Source organism: Kribbella sp. NPDC031520, from assembly GCF_055580825.1.
The window spans coordinates 285,139-303,884 of record NZ_JBVIKS010000006.1 but is presented as its reverse complement, the minus strand read 5'-3'; the positions used below and the strand labels follow the sequence as shown (position 1 = coordinate 303,884).

Annotated in this window: 20 protein-coding genes; 6 read left to right on the top strand and 14 right to left on the bottom strand. The window is 69.4% G+C overall.

What is annotated here, in order from left to right; genetic code table 11:
- Positions 1-5: 5 nt before the first annotated feature.
- The 3 genes from nadD to ACZ5BU_RS30410 all read right to left on the bottom strand — a co-directional run bounded on the left by nadD (position 6) and on the right by ACZ5BU_RS30410 (position 1,012).
- Complete coding sequence (nadD, locus tag ACZ5BU_RS30420) at positions 6-617, bottom strand: nicotinate-nucleotide adenylyltransferase (protein WP_387665400.1); 612 nt, start codon at positions 615-617, stop codon at positions 6-8.
- A 20-nt stretch (positions 618-637) separates the two neighbouring features.
- Entirely contained in the window at positions 638-796 is a 159-nt protein-coding gene (locus tag ACZ5BU_RS30415) for a hypothetical protein (RefSeq protein WP_465703868.1), read from the bottom strand.
- A gap of 87 nt (positions 797-883) precedes the next feature.
- Positions 884-1,012 carry a hypothetical protein gene (locus ACZ5BU_RS30410; protein ID WP_465703867.1) on the bottom strand — a complete coding sequence of 43 codons (129 nt, stop codon included), beginning with the start codon at positions 1,010-1,012 and terminating at the stop codon, positions 884-886.
- 143 nt (positions 1,013-1,155) lie between these two features.
- Here ACZ5BU_RS30410 and ACZ5BU_RS30405 point away from each other — a divergent pair, with 143 nt between their 5' ends.
- Positions 1,156-1,605: an Lrp/AsnC family transcriptional regulator gene (locus ACZ5BU_RS30405; protein ID WP_465703866.1), complete on the top strand. Its 450-nt coding sequence runs from the start codon at positions 1,156-1,158 to the stop codon at positions 1,603-1,605.
- Here the strand turns inward: ACZ5BU_RS30405 and ACZ5BU_RS30400 are convergent.
- A complete protein-coding gene (locus ACZ5BU_RS30400; protein ID WP_465703865.1) occupies positions 1,538-2,737 on the bottom strand; it encodes an MFS transporter in 1,200 nt (399 codons plus the stop codon). The two genes, ACZ5BU_RS30405 and ACZ5BU_RS30400, sit on opposite strands and share 68 nt — an antisense overlap.
- Positions 2,738-2,825: 88 nt before the next feature.
- On the opposite strand from ACZ5BU_RS30400, the gene ACZ5BU_RS30395 reads away from it, so the two are divergent.
- Positions 2,826-3,704, top strand: coding sequence for a winged helix-turn-helix transcriptional regulator (locus ACZ5BU_RS30395; protein WP_465703864.1), 879 nt, complete (start codon positions 2,826-2,828; stop codon positions 3,702-3,704).
- 76 nt (positions 3,705-3,780) lie between these two features.
- Here the strand turns inward: ACZ5BU_RS30395 and ACZ5BU_RS30390 are convergent, their stop codons facing one another.
- Positions 3,781-4,668, bottom strand: a complete 888-nt coding sequence (locus tag ACZ5BU_RS30390; RefSeq protein ID WP_465703863.1) for an alpha/beta hydrolase — start codon at positions 4,666-4,668, stop codon at positions 3,781-3,783.
- 66 nt (positions 4,669-4,734) lie between these two features.
- On the opposite strand from ACZ5BU_RS30390, the gene ACZ5BU_RS30385 reads away from it, so the two are divergent.
- On the top strand, positions 4,735-5,313 hold the full coding sequence (locus ACZ5BU_RS30385; protein ID WP_465703862.1) for a PadR family transcriptional regulator: 579 nt from the start codon (positions 4,735-4,737) through the stop codon (positions 5,311-5,313).
- Between the two features lie 11 nt (positions 5,314-5,324).
- Positions 5,325-5,951: a 4'-phosphopantetheinyl transferase family protein gene (locus ACZ5BU_RS30380; protein ID WP_465703861.1), complete on the top strand. Its 627-nt coding sequence runs from the start codon at positions 5,325-5,327 to the stop codon at positions 5,949-5,951.
- Positions 5,952-5,966: 15 nt separating this feature from the next.
- Here the strand turns inward: ACZ5BU_RS30380 and ACZ5BU_RS30375 are convergent, their stop codons facing one another.
- Positions 5,967-6,554 carry a TetR/AcrR family transcriptional regulator gene (locus ACZ5BU_RS30375; protein WP_465703860.1) on the bottom strand — a complete coding sequence of 196 codons (588 nt, stop codon included), beginning with the start codon at positions 6,552-6,554 and terminating at the stop codon, positions 5,967-5,969.
- Positions 6,555-6,652: 98 nt separating this feature from the next.
- Here ACZ5BU_RS30375 and ACZ5BU_RS30370 point away from each other — a divergent pair, with 98 nt between their 5' ends.
- Positions 6,653-7,702 (top strand): aldo/keto reductase, encoded by a 1,050-nt coding sequence (locus tag ACZ5BU_RS30370; protein ID WP_465703859.1) that lies wholly within the window; start codon positions 6,653-6,655, stop codon positions 7,700-7,702.
- Between the two features lie 19 nt (positions 7,703-7,721).
- Here the strand turns inward: ACZ5BU_RS30370 and ACZ5BU_RS30365 are convergent, their stop codons facing one another.
- The 8 genes from ACZ5BU_RS30365 to ACZ5BU_RS30330 form a co-directional block, all read right to left on the bottom strand.
- A complete protein-coding gene (locus ACZ5BU_RS30365; RefSeq protein ID WP_465703858.1) occupies positions 7,722-8,966 on the bottom strand; it encodes a glutamate-5-semialdehyde dehydrogenase in 1,245 nt (414 codons plus the stop codon).
- Between the two features lie 192 nt (positions 8,967-9,158).
- Entirely contained in the window at positions 9,159-10,271 is a 1,113-nt protein-coding gene (gene proB, locus ACZ5BU_RS30360; protein WP_465703857.1) for a glutamate 5-kinase, read from the bottom strand.
- A gap of 4 nt (positions 10,272-10,275) precedes the next feature.
- A complete protein-coding gene (gene obgE / locus ACZ5BU_RS30355; protein WP_465703856.1) occupies positions 10,276-11,859 on the bottom strand; it encodes a GTPase ObgE in 1,584 nt (527 codons plus the stop codon).
- A 112-nt stretch (positions 11,860-11,971) separates the two neighbouring features.
- Entirely contained in the window at positions 11,972-12,232 is a 261-nt protein-coding gene (gene rpmA, locus ACZ5BU_RS30350) for a 50S ribosomal protein L27 (RefSeq protein ID WP_130381076.1), read from the bottom strand.
- A gap of 12 nt (positions 12,233-12,244) precedes the next feature.
- Entirely contained in the window at positions 12,245-12,559 is a 315-nt protein-coding gene (gene rplU / locus ACZ5BU_RS30345; protein ID WP_141859825.1) for a 50S ribosomal protein L21, read from the bottom strand.
- A gap of 165 nt (positions 12,560-12,724) precedes the next feature.
- Positions 12,725-16,144 carry an Rne/Rng family ribonuclease gene (locus ACZ5BU_RS30340; RefSeq protein ID WP_465703855.1) on the bottom strand — a complete coding sequence of 1,140 codons (3,420 nt, stop codon included), beginning with the start codon at positions 16,142-16,144 and terminating at the stop codon, positions 12,725-12,727.
- Positions 16,145-16,299: 155 nt separating this feature from the next.
- Positions 16,300-17,127 carry a TIGR03936 family radical SAM-associated protein gene (locus ACZ5BU_RS30335; protein ID WP_465703854.1) on the bottom strand — a complete coding sequence of 276 codons (828 nt, stop codon included), beginning with the start codon at positions 17,125-17,127 and terminating at the stop codon, positions 16,300-16,302.
- A 12-nt stretch (positions 17,128-17,139) separates the two neighbouring features.
- Positions 17,140-17,634, bottom strand: a complete 495-nt coding sequence (locus ACZ5BU_RS30330) for an anthrone oxygenase family protein (protein ID WP_465703853.1) — start codon at positions 17,632-17,634, stop codon at positions 17,140-17,142.
- A 287-nt stretch (positions 17,635-17,921) separates the two neighbouring features.
- Between ACZ5BU_RS30330 and ACZ5BU_RS30325 the strand changes: the two genes are divergently transcribed.
- Entirely contained in the window at positions 17,922-18,719 is a 798-nt protein-coding gene (locus ACZ5BU_RS30325) for a lysophospholipid acyltransferase family protein (RefSeq protein ID WP_465703852.1), read from the top strand.
- Positions 18,720-18,746 lie beyond the last annotated feature (27 nt).

Here is an 18,746-nt window from a genome sequence, read left to right as displayed (position 1 = left end):
AGGTCCTAACGGTTGGTGTAGAGCTCACGCTTGGCGATGTACTGGACGATGCCGTCGGGCACCAAGTACCACGTCGGGTTGCCCTTGGCGACCCGGGCGCGGCACTCGGTCGACGAGATCGCCAGCGCCGGTACCTCGAGCAGCGTGATCCGGTCCATCGGCAGCTGGTCGAGCGGTAGTTCGAGCTGTTCGGTACCGGGCCGGGTACAGCCGACGAACTGGGCGAGCTTGAACATCTCGTCCACGTCCCGCCAGGTGAGGATCTGGGCGAGCGCGTCGGCGCCGGTGATGAAGAACAGTTCGGCGTCCGGGTACAGCCGGGACAGGTCGCGCAGGGTGTCGATCGTGTACGTCGGCCCGGGCCGGTCGATGTCGACCCGACTGACCGAGAACCGCGGGTTGGACGCGGTCGCGATCACGGTCATCAGGTATCTGTCCTCGGCCGGGGAGACCTTCCGGTCCGACTTCTGCCAGGGCTGGCCGGTCGGTACGAAGATCACCTCGTCGAGGTCGAAGTACGACTGCACCTCGCTGGCCGCGACCAGGTGCCCGTGATGGATCGGGTCGAACGTGCCACCCATCACGCCGATACGTCGGATCCGCTCCACAGCAGCCACGTCAGCCCTTCACGACAGCCTTAGCTGTGCGGCCGGCCCTTGCCCATGATGACGGTGACGGCCAGCAGCAGCAGGAACACAACCATCGCGAAGGCGCCGAACCACCACTTCGAGATGTGCGAGGCGTCGACCGCGGCCTCTTGAACGACCGCGATCAGCGGCACAAGGTGCATTTGCATGAGGCAGAGCCTATCTCGTGACCGCCGGGACGACAGCGACCGGTGGCACCGGAACACTCACGGGGCACACCGGTCGCGGAAGATCGGTCAGCGGTTGCGGGCGGTACGGGTCAGCAGCCGGCGCCAGGTGGACGGTACGGCGTGCGCACGGCGGGCCTGTGCGGCCTGCCGGTGCCGCTCGTCGATACGTGCGCGGGCAACATCGGGGGTGATCATGGTTCCTTCACTGGGTCGTACGGCGGAACCGGGGTGGACTATCCCCGGTACCTCGAATTATACGTTAAGCACTACGCTCCCACAAACGAATTAAAGGCACAGAGCATTCCTAGCCTTGGAATCTGCGGTGAACAGGAGGCATCATGGACGCGATCGACCGGCAGCTGATCGAGGCGCTGCGGCTGAACGGGCGCTCCAGCTGGGCCGAGCTCGGCCGCGAGGTCGGCCTGTCCGGCCCGAGCGTCCAGGAGCGGGTCCGCCGCCTCGAGGAGCGCGGCGTACTGCTCGGCTACCGGGCCGTGGTCGCCCCGGACCAGGTCGGCCTCGGGACGAGCGCCCTGATCGGCCTGTTCCAGCGCGACGACGCGGAGACCGACGACGTCGTCGAGCAGGTGCGGGAGATCCCCGCGGTCGAGGACTGCTGGTTCGTGGCCGGTGACCAGGAGCTCGTCGTGAAGGTCCGGGTCGCCGACGTGACCCAACTGGAGGCGGTCGTCGGATCGCTGCGCCGCGTGAACGGTGTGGTCAGGACGCGGACGACGGTTGTGCTGTCGACTCGCTGGGAAGGGCGTCCCGCGCCACTGCCCGAGTGACCAGCAGTACGGCGGCAGCCGCCAGCGCGAGGCCTGCGGCGACCGGATAGAGCAGTCGCGGCGCGTGCTGGTACGTCGTACCGCCGATCGCCGGCGCCAGGAACATCCCGCTGATCGACGCGGCGGCGTACAGGCTGGAGTACCGACCGACCATCCCCTCTGGCGCGGCGTCCGCGACGTGTGCGGTGGCGGTCGGCTTGTAGAGCATCTCCCCCGCAGTCATCACCGCGATCGCCACGGCCGCGCCCGCGAGGACCGGCCAGACGCCGATGACCGCCAGGCCGACACCGATGCACGCGAAGCCCGCCGCGATCACGCGGGTCGCGGTGTGGCCGCGCAGGCGTACGGCGAGCGGCGCCTCGAACAGCACGATCACCACGGAGCTCGCGCCGAGGAGTACGCCGTACGCGACGGCCGGCGTCCCCGCATCGCGCAGCAGCAGCGGCATCGTCGCGAAGATCTGCCGGTACATCGTGTCCACGACCACGATCGTCGCCAGCACGATCAGGACCGCGCGATCACGGAGTACGGTCGTCCACAATCCGGTTGTCGACAATCCGACCGTGCGCCGGGCGTTCGGGACCCAGCGCCACACGATCGCGGCCATGATCAGGCTGGTGACGGCGTCGACGACGAAGACCAGCGTGAAGTCGTACGTCGCGAGCAGACCACCCAGGGGCGGGCCGATCGTGAAGCCGGCGTTGGCGGCGGTGCGGGACAGCGCGATGCCTTCGCGGCGGCGTTCCGGCGGGAGCGAGATCGTGACCAGGGCGCTGAGGTTCGGTCGGCCGGCTCCGCCGAAGAGTCCCGCCAGTGCAGCGACGGCGGCGAGGGCCGGACTCGGTGTGAACGGCATCGCGATACAGCTGACCGCCCAGAGCAACTGGCTCGCGAGGGCTGCGGTACGGAGGCCGAAGCGGTCGCCGAACCACCCGCCGCCGAGGTTGCCGCCGACCAGGCCGACGCCGTACGCCGCCGCGGCGAAGCCGGCCTGTTGCGCCGACATACCGCGGTTCTCGACCAGGTACAGCGTCAGGTAGACCCAGGCGAGCGCGCCGGCGCCGTTGACCAACTGGCCGACCATGACGGCCTTGAGCCAGGTGGGAAGTTCCGCGATCCGGCGCCAGTACACGTCCCGCCCCTTTGCAGTATAGTGAGTTCCTGTTGGGAACTTACTCGGCCCATCGGTCGGGTGGCAACCGGAATCGGAAGGTGCGGAGATGCGGCGGAGCAGCTTCTCGCCGGAGCCGGACTGTGCGATCGCGCAGTCCCTCGGCGTCATCGGCGACGGTTGGGAACTGCTGATCGTCCGCGATCTGGCGCGCGGGCTGTCGCGGTTCGACGAGCTCGCGGAGTCGCTGCACATCTCCCGGAAGGTGCTGACCGAGCGGCTCAACGGGCTTGTCGACAGTCGGATTGTTGACAAAAGGGCGTACCAGGACCGGCCGACGCGGTACGCGTACGAGCTGACGCCGCGCGGCCGTGCCCTGCTTCCGGTCCTCGTGGCGCTGCAGGACTGGGGCGATCGGTGGCTGCTCGGCGACGGGTCGCTCACTGGGACGAACACCGCCGACGAACCGCCGGCGCAACGGCTGCACGAGCTCGTCGGGCAGCGCATCCCGTACGTCGGTCTGCGGTCGACCGCGGGTACCACGGTTGACGTGGTGGATGCGGACGCGCGGACGACCGTGCTGTTCGGGTATCCGGCGACCGGGCGGCCGACGCCCCTGCCCGACGGGTGGGAGGACATCGCCGGGACGACGGGCTGCACGTTGGAGAACCGGTTGTTCGCCGAGCGGTACGGCGAGTTCGTTGACCAGCGGATCGCTGTTCGTGGGGTGAGTACGCAGCGGTCTGACGAGCAGCGGGCGTTTGCTCAGGCGGAGGACATCCCACACCTGCTGCTGTCCGACCTCGATCTGGAGCTGGCGGCGGCGCTGCGGCTGCCGACGTTCCGGGCGGGTGGGTACGAACGGTTGAAGCGGGTAGTCCTCGTCGTCGGCGCGGACCGCGTCGTGCGGGCGGTGCGGTATCCGGTGACGGATATCGCGGACACGGTCGACTGGGCGTTCGCGACGGCTTCGTTCACGACTGCTTGAGTCACGACTGCTTGAGTCACGACCGGTTGAGCCACGACTGCCCGAGGCACGACTGCCTGATTCACGACTGCTTGATTCACGACCGCTTGAAGAACGCCTTGACGTCTGCGGCGATGCGGCGGACGGCCTCGGGCTTGCCGGTCGGGTTGACGCCGCCCGGATCGGAGGACGAGCCGTGGTCGTAGCCGTCGTACTCGATCCGGCGAACGTGCGGGAGTACCTTCTCCAGCGTCGCGCGGCCGGGCTCGAGGCCGGGCAGACCCTTGGTACCACCCATGAGTAGTACATCGGCCTCGACGGTGCGGAACTCGTCGAAGGTGCCGCCGAGCTCGGCGACGATCGTGCCCTCGGCGTGGATCGTCGGCGCCAGCTGGCGCATCGTGATCGTGCCCGGGTCGGCCCGGCGTTCTTCCTTCGACATCATCTTCTCGGTCATCCAGCGCAGCATGCCGCGCGGCATCACCTTGAGGAACGCGGGCGCCATCTCGAAGCCGAACATGCTCGTCACCATCGCGCCGGCCAGATCGCCGCGAGCGACCTCCTGGTCGAAACGGACGAGCCACTCGCGGTGCGGCGTACCGTCGGCGACGATCGCGGGCTCGTAGAGGGCGATCTGCTCGAGGTTCTGGAGGGTACGGGCGGCTTCGAGGACGACCGCTCCGCCGGCGCTTACGCCGAAGGCGCGTTCGGCGCCGGCCGCGGTGAGAACGGCGTCAAGGTCCTCGACCTCGGTGCGGACGCTGTGGTCCGGGCGGTGCGGGCCGGAGAGTCCACGGCCGCGGCGGTCCGGGAGGTACACGGTGAACTCGTCGGCCAGTGCCTCCGCGAACAGGGTGTGGCTGCGGGCCGACTCCATGCTGCCGTGCAGTACGACGACGGCCGGGCCTTGGCCGGTCTTGTAGTAGCCGATCTTGGTGCCGTCGTTCGAGGTGACGGTGGCTTGGGTCAGTTCTGCTGTCGTCATAGGATCGATAGTTACATGGAGTCTAGTTACATTGCAACTAGTTACTTTGTCGCTTAGAGTGAAGGGGTGACTTTTCGACGCTCAACGCTGGCTCTGGCGATCCTCGGGCTGCTGGAGAACGGGCCGCTGCATCCGTACGGGCTGCAGCGGCTGATCAAGCAGTGGGGCAAGGACCAGGTGGTCAACGTCGGGCAGCGGACCAGCCTGTACCGGATGATCGTGCGGTTGGAGGATGCCGGGCTGATCACGGCCGGCGCGACCGAGCGGGATGAGCGGTATCCGGAGCGGACGGTGTACCACCTGACCGACGAGGGGCGCGAGGTGTGTCGCACGTGGTTGTCGGAGATCCTCACGACGCCGCGGAACGAGTTTCCGGAGTTTCCGGCGGGGCTGTCTTTCGTGATGCTGCTGCCACCTGATGCTGCGGGCGAGTTGCTAGGTCAGCGGCGAGAGTTGCTGACGAAGCGGATCGGGGAGCTACAGCTCGAACTTGGCTCGAAGGTGGACGGCAAGCCGATCCCGCGGTTCGCGCTACTCGAGACGGAGTACCAGGTCGCAGTCACAGTCGCCGAAGCCGAGTGGATCGACAACGTCCTGCACGACCTGAGCTCCGGCAAACTCACCTGGACCCCTGGCCCGGCGTGATGGGATCACACGTGGAGGTTTGGTGGGCGGGTGTCGGTGAGGCTCGGGACGAGTTCATGGCGGACCTGGACGAGGTCGAGCGAGGGCGACTGGCCGCCTACGTCCGGGACGTCGACAAGGCGAGGTTCCTGCTCGGGGTGACGATGGTGCGCCGGGTGCTGGCCGCGCGATTTTCGTTGCCCGCGGCAAAGATCAGGCTCGATCGGAGCTGTCCGGAGTGCGGGAAGCCGCACGGGAAGGTACGGGCCGCCGGGGTCGAGTTGTCGGTGACGCACTCCGGCGAGCTGGTCGGGATCGCGGTCGCGGATCGGCCGGTAGGGCTCGACGTGGAGCGGGTGGATCCGGAGCTCGACGTCGACGGACTGGCCGGGATCGTGTTGGACGCGGACGAGCGCCGCGAGCTGAACCGCCGTACCGGGATCGAGAAGGTGCGGGCGTTCACGGAGTACTGGACCCGGAAAGAGGCCGTCGTCAAGGCGACCGGCGAAGGGTTGCGAGGAGATTTGCGGGCTGCAGCGCCGGCCGGGATTCACGTACTGGAGCTGAACGTCGGGCCGGACCACCGCGCCTCCCTCGCCATCAGATCCCCCGAACGCCCGGTGGTGCACCTGCACAACGCGACACACCTCCTGAGCTGACAATCCACCGACGAGTCAGGTCCCGCTCGGCGGTTCCGCCTGCAGCCCGGTGAACACCGTCTCGATGATCCGTCGCCCCTGGACCACACCCGCGTCGGTGGCCGGCAGGCGCCAGAGAAAGCTCATCAGCATGATGATGTCCGCGGGATCGTGACCCGGCGCGATCGTGCCCTCGGCGACGCAAGCCTCGACGAGCTTCCCGACGGCCGCGGTCGTCGGAGCCCACGAAGCACTGATCGCTTCCTGCGCCGCCGCACTGTGCAGCGCCTCGCCGAGGCCGTGCTTGATGCGGATGTATGCACAGAGCGTCTCGAACCACTCGATGAAGGCGGCCTTCGCGGAGGTCTGCCGAGCCAGCACCTCGTCGACAGCGGTCGTCAGGCGCTCGATGTCGTGCTCATAGGCCGCGAGGATCAGATCCTCGCGCGTGGGGAAGTGCCGGTAGAGCGTCCCCGGCCCGACCGCTGCGCGTTTCGCGACCTCGCTCAGGGTCACCGCAGGATTCTCGGCGAACAGTTCGTGGGCGGCCTCGATGATCGCCACCCGGTTGCGCGCGGCGGCTTTGCGCTGTGTGCCGTAGGTGGCCGGCGGTTCGTCGGTCATGACTCGATGATGCCTCCTGATTGACTTGCGGAGGATCCTCCGCTAGTTTCGAACTCGCGGAGAATCCTCCGCAATTCGATCTTAGCTGAGAAGGACCCATGGATTACGTGAAGCTCGGCACGACCGGCCTCGACGTCTCTCCGATCGCGATCGGCGCGATGACGTACGGCGAGCCCGACCGCGGTCACCCGGTCTGGTCACTGCCCGAGGAGGACAGCCGGCCGCTCATCAGGCACGCCCTGGAGACCGGGATCAACTTCTTCGACACAGCGAACATGTACTCGAACGGCTCGAGCGAGGAGATCCTCGGCCGGGCGCTGAAGGACTTCGCGAACCGCGACGCCGTGGTCGTCGCGACCAAGCTGCGCCATCCGCTACGTCTCGGCCCGAACAGCCGGGGCCTGTCACGCAAGGCCGTCATGACCGAGGTCGAGCACTCGCTGCGACGGCTCGGTACCGACTACATCGACCTCTACCAGGTGCACCGCAACGACCACAGCACGCCACTGGAGGAGACACTGGAGGCGCTCAGCGATCTCGTCAAGGCCGGCAAGGTCCGCTACCTCGGCGCCTCGTCCATGCACGCGTGGGAGTTCGCAAAGGCTTTGCATCTGCAGCGTGAGCACGGCTGGGCCCGCTTCGTTTCCATGCAGGACCACTACAACCTGCTGGCCCGCGAAGAAGAGCGCGAGATGATCCCGCTGTGCCTCGACGAAGGCGTCGGCACGATCATCTGGTCGCCGCTGGCTCGCGGTCGCCTCGCCCGGGCCTGGAACGACGCCAGGTCGACGGCCCGCGCCGAAACCGACGGCGCCTACGCCGACGCGCTGTACGCGCCCACCGAGGAGGCCTCGAACCACGCCATCGTCGACGCCGTCGGCCGGATCGCCGAGGGCCGCGGGGTGAGCCGCGCGCAGATCGCCCTTGCCTGGCTGCACAGCCAGCCGGTTGTCACCGCCCCGCTGGTCGGTGCCGGCTCGATCCAGCAGATCGACGACGCGGTCGCATCACTCGAGATCGAACTCACCGACGACGAGGTCCGTGCACTCGAGGCGCCGTACACGCCCCGCTACGACTGGCAAGGCATCTCCGACGAGGCGGAGCTGGAAGCCATCCGCGCCCGCGTCCCCGGCATGGCCCTGAAGTAGCGCGAGTGGCCCCCCGGGCTCAGGTGCGGAGCTGGCCTTCGCCGATGACGATGTACTTCGTGGACGTCATCTCCGGTAGGCCCATCGGGCCGCGGGCGTGGAGTTTCTGGGTGGAGATGCCGATCTCGGCGCCGAAGCCGAACTCGCCGCCGTCGGTGAAGCGGGTGCTCGCGTTGACGACGACTGCCGCGGAGTCGACGGCCTGGGTGAAGCGACGGGCCGCGGATTGTGAGCGGGTGATGATCGCCTCGGTGTGACCCGAACTGTAGCGGCGGATGTGCTGCACCGCCGCCTCCAGCGAGTCGACAACAGCCGCGGAGAGATCGAGCGAGTTGTACTCGGTGCCGTAATCGTCCTCGGTCGCCGCAACAACATCCTTGCCCGCAGCAACCACAGCCGGGTCGCCGTGGACGGTTACGCCGGCTGCGGCCAGCGCGGGCAGGGCGCGGGTGAGGAAGTCGTCGGCTACGGATGCGTGAACGAGCAGGGACTCGGCCGCGTTGCAGACGCTCGGGCGTTGGGTCTTGGCGTTCAGGAGGATGTCGAGCGCGAGGTCGAGGTCGGCATCCGCGTCGACATAGACGTGGCAGTTGCCGACACCGGTCTCGATGACCGGCACCGACGACTCCCCCACGACCGTCTGGATCAGCCCGGCGCCGCCGCGCGGGATCAGTACGTCGACCAGCCCGCGCGCCTGCATGAGTTCCTTCACCGCGGCCCGGTCCGTCTGTACGCCCTGTACGACGTCGGCCGGTAGGCCCGCCGACTCCGCGGCGTCCCGTAGTATCGCGATGATCGCCTCGTTGGACGACGCCGCGGAGGACGAACCGCGCAGCAGCACCGCGTTGCCGGACTTCAGGCAGATCCCCGCCGCGTCGGCGGTCACGTTCGGCCGGGCCTCGTAGATGATCCCGACCACGCCGAACGGGACGCGTACCTGGCGGAGCTCGAGACCGTTGGGCAGCGTGTACCCGCGGACGACCTCGCCCACCGGGTCGGTCAGTCCCGCGAGCTGCTCGAGCCCGGCGGCCATCCCGTCGACACGCGCCGGATTGAGCGCCAGCCGGTCGACGGTGGACTCCGGCGTACCGGCCTCCCGCGCCGCGGCGACGTCGACAGCGTTGGCCTCGACGATCGCATCCGTGTTCGCCCGCAGCGCCGCCGCCATCGCGTGCAGCGCCGCGTCCTTGGTCGCCCGGGAAGCGTCCGCCAAGGCGTACGACGCCTCGCGCGCCCGCCGCGCCAACTCGATGATCTCACTCACCTACTCATCGTATGACCCCGCGCAGGAACGGGTGGACGCAGATCTCACCAGACGACCCATGCGGACCTGCACCACTCATCAACCCGGGAACCGGCACCGAGCTCAGGCGTGGACGCCGGCCACGCGACGCCTCCGGCGGAGGTTAGTGAGTGCTGGACGTCCGCGGCCGCGGCGACGCCCAGGCAAGCTCCCTCACAGCAGCACCAGGTCATCGCGATGGACGACCTCGCGTTCGTACGCCGCGCCGAGCTCGCGGGCCAGGTCGCGGGTCGAACGGCCGAGCAGGCCCGGGAGTTCGGACGCGTCGTAGTTGACCAGCCCGCGGGCGATCGTCACCCCGGACGGCGACACCAGGTCGACCGGATCGCCGGCCGAGAACGTCCCTTCCACCGCGGAGATCCCGGCCGGGAGCAACGACGCCCGCCGCTGCGTCAACGCCCGTACAGCCCCCTCGTCCAAGCGCAGGATCCCCTGCCCGGACGTCGCGTGCGCGAGCCACAGCAGCCGGGTCTTCCGGCGCCGGCCGGTCGGGTGGAAGAGGGTGCCGACCACCTCACCGCGAAGCGCCTCGCCGACCCGTCCGGCCGAGGTGAGGATCACCGGAATCCCTGCCTCGGTGGCGATCGCGGCCGCCTCGACCTTCGTGTGCATACCGCCCGTACCGACGCCGGACGCCCCGGTCTTCCCGATCGCCAGCGGTTCGAGATCGGCGGCGCCGCGGATCTCGGTCACCATCGACGTACCGGGTTTGCGCGGGTCGCCGTCGTACAGGCCGTCGACGTCGGACAACAGCAGCAACAGGTCGGCGTGCACGAGGTGACTGGTCAACGCGGCCAGCCGGTCGTTGTCGCCGAAGCGGATCTCGGTCGTCGCGACGGTGTCGTTCTCGTTCACGATCGGTACGACGCCGAGCTCGAGCAACCGCGCGAACGTCCGGTACGCGTTGCGGTAGTGCGACCGCCGCGTGACGTCGTCGACCGTGAGCAGCACCTGCCCGACCCGCAAACCGTGCGCCGCAAAGGCATCGGAGTACCGCGCCATCAACAGCCCCTGGCCGACCGAGGCCGCAGCCTGCTGCGTCGCGAGGTCCCGCGGTCGCGTGCGCAGGCCCATCGGCGACAAGCCGGCCGCGATCGCGCCGGAGGACACGAGGACGACCTCGGTGCCCTCGACCCGCCGCGCCGCGATCGCGTCGACGAGCAACCGCAGCCGTTCCAGGTCGATCTTGCCGCGCTGGGTCAGCGACGACGAGCCGACCTTGACGACGATTCGCGTGGCGTTCGACGCCTCCGCGCGATGCTTCATGAAATCAACCGTTCTGGTCGAGATCCTCCGCCGCGGCCAGCTCGCGCGCTTCCTTGCGCGCCTGCTTCGCCGCCGCCTGGGCCGCTCGTTTCGCCTCGGCCGGGGACAGGTCGACCTCGTCGCTGTCCCAGTTGCCGCCGTACTCCGACCAGTCCTCGGCCCGCTCCCCCTCGCGGAAGGCGTGGTACTCCGAGTCCTTCTGCTGCCGCCGCTGCGCCGCCGGGCGGGCCTCCTCGAGCCGGTGGTCCTCACCGCGCCGGGCGAGGATCTCGGCACCGGCCTGGACGTCCGGCGCGAAGTCGAAGACGATCGCGTTCGGACCGTCGCCGATCACGACCGCGTCGCCCGGTTTCGCACCGAGCTTGACCAGTTCCTCCTCGACGCCGAGCCGGTTCAGCCGGTCGGCGAGGTAGCCGGTCGCCTCCGCGTTCGCGAAGTCGGTCTGCTTCACCCAGCGCTCAGGCTTCTGGCCCTGGACCAGCCAGCCGCCCTCGTCCGGCAGCTGCTTCACCTTGAACTCGGGCCCGCCCTGCACCTGCGGCCGGATCACGATCCGCGTGGTGTCGGGCTTCTCCTGCTCCGCACGACGTCGTACGACGATGTCGGCCATCGCGAACTTGAGCGCCTCGAGACCCTCGTGCGACGCGGTCGAGATCGGGAACACGCGGTACCCGCGCTGCTCGAGCTCGGCCTGCACCATGTCCGCGATCTCGCGGGCGTCCGGTACGTCGATCTTGTTCAGGGCAACGAGTCGCGGCCGGTCCTCGAGCCCGCCGTGCGCCGTCAGCTCCGCCTCGATCGTCTCGAGGTCGCTGACCGGATCGCGGCCCGGCTCGTACGTCGCGCAGTCGATCACGTGGACCAGCGCCGCACAGCGCTCCACGTGCCGCAGGAAGTCGTGCCCGAGCCCGCGGCCCTCGCTCGCACCCTCGATCAGGCCCGGTACGTCGGCCACCGTGAACGTGGTGTCACCGGCGACGACGACGCCGAGGTTCGGAATGAGGGTGGTGAACGGGTAGTCGGCGATCTTCGGGCGGGCCCGGCTGACCGCGGCGACCAGCGACGACTTGCCCGCGCTCGGGAACCCGACCAGGCCGACGTCCGCGACGACCTTCAGCTCGAGGACGAGCGTACGTTCCTCGCCGTCCTCACCCAGCAAGGCGAATCCAGGCGCCTTGCGCGAGCTGCTCGCCAGGGCCGCGTTGCCCAGACCACCCTTGCCGCCTTGGGCAGCAACGAATTCCGCGCCCGGTCCGACGAGATCCGCGAGCACGACGCCATCCGGAGTGCTGATGACTGTGCCGTCGGGGACCGGCAGGACGACGTCGCCGCCGTTGCTACCGGCCTGGTGATCACCCTTGCCCTGGGCACCATTCGTGGCGGTGCGGTGGCTGGAGCGGTGGTAGTCGACGAGCGTGGTCACCTCGGGGTCGACGCGCAGGATCACGCTGCCGCCGTCGCCGCCGTTGCCGCCGTCGGGGCCGCCGAGCGGCTTGAACTTCTCCCGGTGCACCGAGGCGCAGCCGTTTCCGCCGCGTCCCGCGGCGACATTCACCGTCACGCGGTCGACGAAACTGGGGATTGCCATCGGTGTTCTCTACTTCCTGCAGGAGCCAAGTACTACATACACAGCAAAAGGGCGGGTGCGCGGTATTCCGCGACCCGCCCTTTGACAGAGCTTCGTGAACCGGGTGGCGGTGTTACTCCGCCGGAGCCGGGACGATGTTGACGACGCGGCGGCCGCGCCGGGTGCCGAACTCCACGTGGCCCTCGGCCAGCGCGAACAGCGTGTCGTCGCCGCCACGACCGACCAGGTTGCCCGGGTGGAAGTGCGTGCCACGCTGACGGACGATGATCTCGCCGGCGTTGACCAGCTGACCGCCGTACCGCTTCACGCCGAGGCGCTGGGCGTTGGAGTCACGACCGTTGCGGGTCGAGGCCGCTCCCTTTTTGTGTGCCATTTGGTAATCAGCTCACTTCTTCGCGTCGATCGCGGTGACCTTGACCTGGGTGTAGTGCTGACGGTGACCCTGGCGCTTGCGGTAACCGGTCTTGTTCTTGTACTTGAGGATGGTGATCTTCGGGCCCTTGGTGCGGCCGAGGACCTCGGCCGACACGGCCACGTTGGCCAGCGCCGCAGCGTCGGCCGTCACGGTGTCGCCATCGACGACGAGGACCGCGGGCAGCGACACGGTGTCGCCGACCTGATCGGTCAGGCTGTCGATCTCGATGACATCGCCGACGGCGACCTTCTGCTGGGTGCCGCCACTGCGCACGATCGCGTACACCGTGGATCTCACTCTCTGCTGGATCGGAAAACTAACGGGGGCCTGCACAGACCTGGCGGCCCACACAAACATGGCACGCGGAAGGCGCGCCGACGCTCAAGTTTACGGGTCCCGTCACAGACGGGTCAAACTGGCTTCCCCGGCCACGACGGGACCCATGTCACATCAGCTACCGGTGGTGACGAGCTCCGACGGCTCGGTCGCGTCACCTTCGGTCGCGGTCTTGCTCCGGCTCCGGCTGCTGCGCCGCCGCCGGGTGCTCTTCGACGTACCGTTCTGCGCCGCCTCAGCCTGAGCCGGTTCAGACTCGGCCGGCACCTCCGCGGCCTGCGCGGCCTCGGGGGTGGGGAAGCCGGTGGCTTCCGGGCTGACGTGCTGGTCGGTCTCGGCGGAGACGGGGTAGCCCGTCGGTTCCGGCGTACCGGTGCCGTCGGCCGGCGTACCGGCGTCCTCGTCCTTCTTGACCGTGGCGGCGGCGATCTGGGCGAGCTTCTGGGCGGCGTCGGCGCTGTGGTGCGACGCTTCCGGCTCGGGCGTCTGCTGGTCGTCGTCACCCCGGCCCCGGCCGCGGCGGCGGCGCGAGCTCTTCCGGCTGCTCTCCTCCGCCTGCGCGGCGGGCTTGCCGTGGTCCTGACCGTTCTGCTGACCGTTACCGTTCTGTCCGGCCTGGGCGCTCTGCGCAGCCTGTCCGGCCGGGGTGTTCTGTCCGGCCTGGCCGTTGCGCCGGCGGGACTCCTTCGGCTCGTCGTGCAGGATCAGCCCACGCCCGCCGCAGTGGTCACAGTTCTCGCTGAACGCCTCGAGCAGACCGGTACCGATCCGCTTTCGGGTCATCTGGACCAGACCCAGCGACGTCACCTCGGCGACCTGGTGCTTGGTCCGGTCCCGGCCCAGGCATTCAACCAGCCGGCGGAGCACGAGGTCACGGTTCGACTCGAGCACCATGTCGATGAAGTCGATCACGATGATGCCGCCGATGTCGCGGAGCCGGAGCTGCCGGACGATCTCCTCGGCCGCCTCCAGGTTGTTCTTGGTGACGGTCTCCTCGAGGTTGCCGCCGGAACCGGTGAACTTGCCGGTGTTCACGTCGACGACGGTCATCGCCTCGGTCCGGTCGATGATCAGCGAGCCACCCGAGGGCAGCCAGACCTTGCGGTCCAGTGCCTTCTTGATCTGCTCGTCGATCCGGTAGTTCGCGAAGACGTCGCCGTCGGAGCTCCACTTCTCGACCCTGTCGGCCAGGTGCGGCGCGACGCCCTCGACGTACTCCCGGACCTGGTCGTACGCGCGGTCGCCGGAGATCACCAGCTTCGCGAAGTCCTCGGTGAACAGGTCCCGGACGACGCGGATCAGCAGATCCGGCTCGCCGTACAGCAACTGCGGCGCCTGGCCGTTCTTGGACTTCTTCTCGATGTCCTCCCAGGCGGCCTGCAGGCGGCTGACGTCGGAGGTCAGCTCCTCCTCGGACGCACCTTCGGCGGCGGTCCGGACGATCACGCCCGCCTCGTCGGGGACGATGTCCTTCAGGATCGTCTTGAGCCGGCTCCGCTCGGTGTCGGGCAGCTTGCGGCTGATACCGCCGTTGCCGCCGCGCGGTACGTACACGACGTACCGGCCGGGCAGGCTGATCTGGTTCGTCAGCCGGGCGCCCTTGTGGCCGATCGGGTCCTTGGTCACCTGGACCAGGACCGCCTGGCCGGACTTGAGCACCTGCTCGATCTTGCGCGGACCGTTGGCGCCACCAAGGGTGGCCCAGTCGACCTCACCGGCGTACAGCACCGCGTTGCGGCCCTTGCCGATGTCGATGAACGCGGCCTCCATGCTGGGCAGTACGTTCTGCACGCGGCCGAGGTACACGTTGCCGATCAGCGAGGTCTGCTCCGCCGTGGTCACGTAGTGCTCGACCAGGACGTTGTCCTCGGAGACCGCGATCTGGGTCAGGTCCTCACGGGACCGGATCACCATCGTCCGCTCGACCGACTCGCGGCGGGCCAGGAACTCGGCCTCGGTCACGATCGGCGCGCGACGGCGACCGGCGGCGCGGCCCTCGCGGCGGCGCTGCTTCTTCGCCTCGAGACGGGTCGAGCCCTCGACCGCGGTGATCTCGTTCACGGTGTTCTTGCTGCGGGGTTCACGGACCCGTACGACGGTCTCGTCCGGGTCGTCGGCCGCCCCGGCGCTCTCCTCGCCCTTGCGGCGACGACGGCGGCGGCGCCGGCGGGACGAACCGCCCGCGGCCTCGTCCTCCTCGGCGTCCGCCGAACCGTCCTGGTCGGCGTCGTCCGCCTGAGCGTCGGCGTCCTCGTCCTGCTCGTCGTCGGACTGGTCGTCGGCGCCGTCGTCCGAGCCGTCCGCGTCACCGGTCTTGCGACGACGGCGCCCACCGCGGCGACGGCGCCGGCGACGAGTCCCCTCGCCGCCTTCCTCGCCGTCCTCCTGCGCGTCGGCGAGGTCCGCGTCGGCCTCGGCGTCGGTCTCGGTGTCGTCGGCAACGGTCGCGTCGGCCGGTGCGTGCTGCTGGTTGTCGGTCCGGTTCCTGGAACGGCGGCGGCTCCGGGTGCCCGGTGCGGTCTCGCCGTCGGTCGTCGCTTCGGCGGACTCGTCGGTCGTGCTCACGGCCTGCGGCTCGGCCTCTGCGGCGGCCTCGGTCGCGTGGACCTCGGTCTCGCGGGCCTCGGTGTCACGTGCCTCGGTGTCGCGGCCGCGGCGGCTACGGCTGCGACGGCGGGTGCCGGTCGGCTGCTCGTCGTCGCCCGGCGCCGGGGTGGCGTCCGCGGTGGACTCGACCGGGGCAGCCGGCTGAGCCGCCGTCTGGCGGGACGCGGCCTGCTGACGCGCCGTCTGCTGCGATGCGGTCTGCTTGGGAGTATCGGTCGGCGCCTGGAACAGCACGGCCGCCGGGGCGGCAGCGCGCCGACGGGTACGGCGGGTGCCGGTCTCCTCGGCCGGGGCCTCGACGGAGGCCTCGGCGGTCGCGCCAGACCCGGTGTCAGCGGATGCGGTCGGCTCGGCGGTCTTGGTGGTACGACGACGCGAGGTGCGCTTGCGGGCGGCCGAGCCGTCCGGCGCAGCGTCGGCGCTCCCGGCGTCGGCGGCGTCTGCGACAGGGGCGCCGGCAGGCGGGAAGTGCGCCGCCGGCTGGTCCGAGGTCGCGGTCTGGGCCGTCTTCTTGGTGGTGCGCTTGCGGGCGGCCTTCTTCGCGGGCGCGGCCTCGGCGACCGGGGCCGGGTCCGCAGCTGCGGTCTCCGGGCCGGATTCGTCGGTCAGCTGCGGGAAGATGTCCTGCGAGGCAACCTTCTTCGCGACGCGCTTCGCGGTCTTCTTGGCGGGCGCCTTCGCGGCTGCCTTCTTGGCCGGGGCCTTCTTCGCGACGGCGGCCTTCTTGGCGGCCGTCTTCTTCGCCGGGGTCGCGTCCGCGGCCGGTTCGGCGGCGGGCTCGGGCTCGGCGGTCTTCTTCACCGCGCGCTTGCGCGTCGTGGTGGCGGTCTTCTTCGCAGCTGCCGTCTTCTTCGCGGTCTTGCGGGCGGCGGGCTGGGCGGGGGCAGCCGCGGTGGCTGCTTCGTTGGTCGGCTCGTTGTCGAGCATGTAGTGCGGTCTCCTCAAGCCCTGCGGCGCGTCCCCGACCCCTGTCACGGGTCCCGGGCGCCGGCCGTAAGGCGGTCACGGTTCGCCACACGTGGCCCTGGAAACTGCCCGGGCCGCGGCGTGGCGGAAGCCTGCTGGATCCGCTCCGCCCGCGCTCAGGGCACAGAGGGAGCGGCGGCGTCGCCCTCCGCTGTGTGCGTCTGGCGGGGACCTGCCTGGCCGGTCGCGGTCGCCTGGTTGGCGTCGCGGTCACGAGCGAGCGGGTCTTCCACCGTGCCGGTGTCCGTGGTGAGCGGGCCCTGGGCGAGCCTGGTCAAAAGAGCCGGGCCCGTCACCGTCAGCGTCGCTACCTCGAGCACACCGGCGAGAACGTCGTCGGGTCTCACGGCCGGGGTTCCGTGCCGTAACACCACTTGCAGTATCGCACACGTCTCAACCGGCCCCGGTTCACTCGCGACGGTGAGTCGGAGAACAGCAGCCCGACAGTCGAACGAGCGAAGTCCCCGTTTGGTCATGCGCTCGACCAGGATTTCCTCCCGGGCGAGGAACGCCTCGACCGCCGCCGCGGCCGCCCCGGGATCCGTCCCCGGTAACGCGATCCGCCACTCGCTGGCCTCCAGCCGCTCGGCCAGCGCGCCCGGCCCGGCGACGACCACCTCGAGTACGTCGAGCCCGGGCGGCAGCGCCTCGTCGAGGGCGGCCCGGACCTGTTCGGCGTCCCGTTCCTGTGTGAGCGAGATCTCCAAGTACTCCGCTTCGGAGGCGGCCCCGGTCGGCGCGGCTCCGGCGTACGAGATCTTCGGGTGCGGGCTGAACCCGTGCGAGAACGCCACCGGCAGCCCGGCCCGCCGGACGGCGCGCTCGAACGCCCGCTGGAAGTCCCGGTGTGAGGTGAATCGCAACCGTCCACGCTTGGCGAAGCGCACCCGCAGTTTCTGTACGGCGGGCAGCTGCTGCGACGGCGGAGCTTGAACTGGTGGCACAACCGCATTGTGTCAGGCGGCGGCCTTGCCGGTCAGGAACAGGGCCCAGCCGAGGAAGCCGAACGACACCAGCGCGAGCACCGTGCGGACCAGGTTGTACATCGTCCACTTCGCCTCGTCGAACGCCGCCCGGACCGCGGCGGCATCGATCGTCGCGGGATCGCCGGCCGCCTTCATCGCGTCGTTCAGCGGGACGTTCACCGCGATCGTGACGATCATCGAGATCAGGTACAGCACGAACGCGACCGCGATCCACGGCAGCGCCTTCTGCTTCAGGCTGACCACGCCGGCCAGCAACGTGAACAACAACGCGCCGACGAACCCGAGGCCGAGGAACAGCGGGTTCACGATCGCCCGGTCGACCGCGGTGAACGCGCTCACGAAGGTCCTGTCGTCGGTCTTCCCGAGGCCAGGCATGAACGCGTTCGCGTAGATCCCGTACACGCCGGCCACCAGGCCCGTGGTCATCGTGGCCGCCATCAGCGCCGCCACCCGCAGTCCGTTCATCTCACTCCTCCAGTACGGCGGGACGTCCCCGCACCAGAAAAGTTAGAAGTTCCGGAGCGCCGGGAACATGTCGGCGAGACTCAGGTCCATGTCCGCCCGGCTCAGACTCGCTTTGCCCGGATTCCGCGTGCGTACCGCTGTTGCCGGGGGCAAGAATCTGCCGGCGCCGTGAGTGGCTTACCGAGGTCCGCGGCGGAGTGTGAGGAGTTCCCGCGGGGCGAGCTGGCCCCGAACCGGGCCGTCGTGCGGCATCATGTGATTTCGGGGAACGTGAGGAAAGGACTTCGATGACGGAACCGGCACAGTCGCCGCGGCGGGAGCCGGACCCTGCGGTCGTGGATGCCGGGGACGGCGACGGCAAGGGCATCTACTGGGTGCTGAAGAACGTGGTCGTCGGGCCGCCGGTGAAGCGGATCTTCCGGCCGAACGTGATCGGCGCGGACAACATCCCGGACACCGGCGCCGCGATCATCGCGAGCAACCACCTCTCGTACTCGGACTGGATCTTCATGCCGCTGGTGCTCCGGCGCCGGGTCACGTTCGTGGCGAAGTCCGACTACTTCACCGGGGCCGGGATCAAGGGCCGGTTCCAGCGCGGGTTCTTCAAGGGCACCGGGCAGGTGCCGATCGACCGCTCCGGCGGGTCGGCGTCCGAGGGCGCGATGCGGGCCGGGATGAAGGTGCTCGAGCGCGGCGAGCTGTTCGGGATCTACCCCGAGGGCACGCGGTCGCACGACGGGCGGCTCTACAAGGGACGTACGGGCGTCGCGCGGCTTGCGCTGGAGGCGAAGGTGCCGGTGATCCCGTGCGGCGTGATCGGTACCGACGTGGTCGCCCCGCCCGGGAAGATCGTCGCGTCGTTCGCCTCGCCGACGGTGAAGTTCGGCGAGCCGCTGGACTTCTCCCGGTACGAGGGGATGGAGAAGGACCGGCTGATCCTGCGGGCCGTCACCGACGAGATCATGTACAAGATCATGGAGCTGTCCGGGCAGGAATACATCGACATGTACGCCACCAAGGCCAAGGCGCTCGAGGGCCGCGCGGTCACCGGCGCACCGGAGAAAGTCCGCAAGACGGACACCTGATCCGGTCCTTGAGATCTCCGAGGTCTA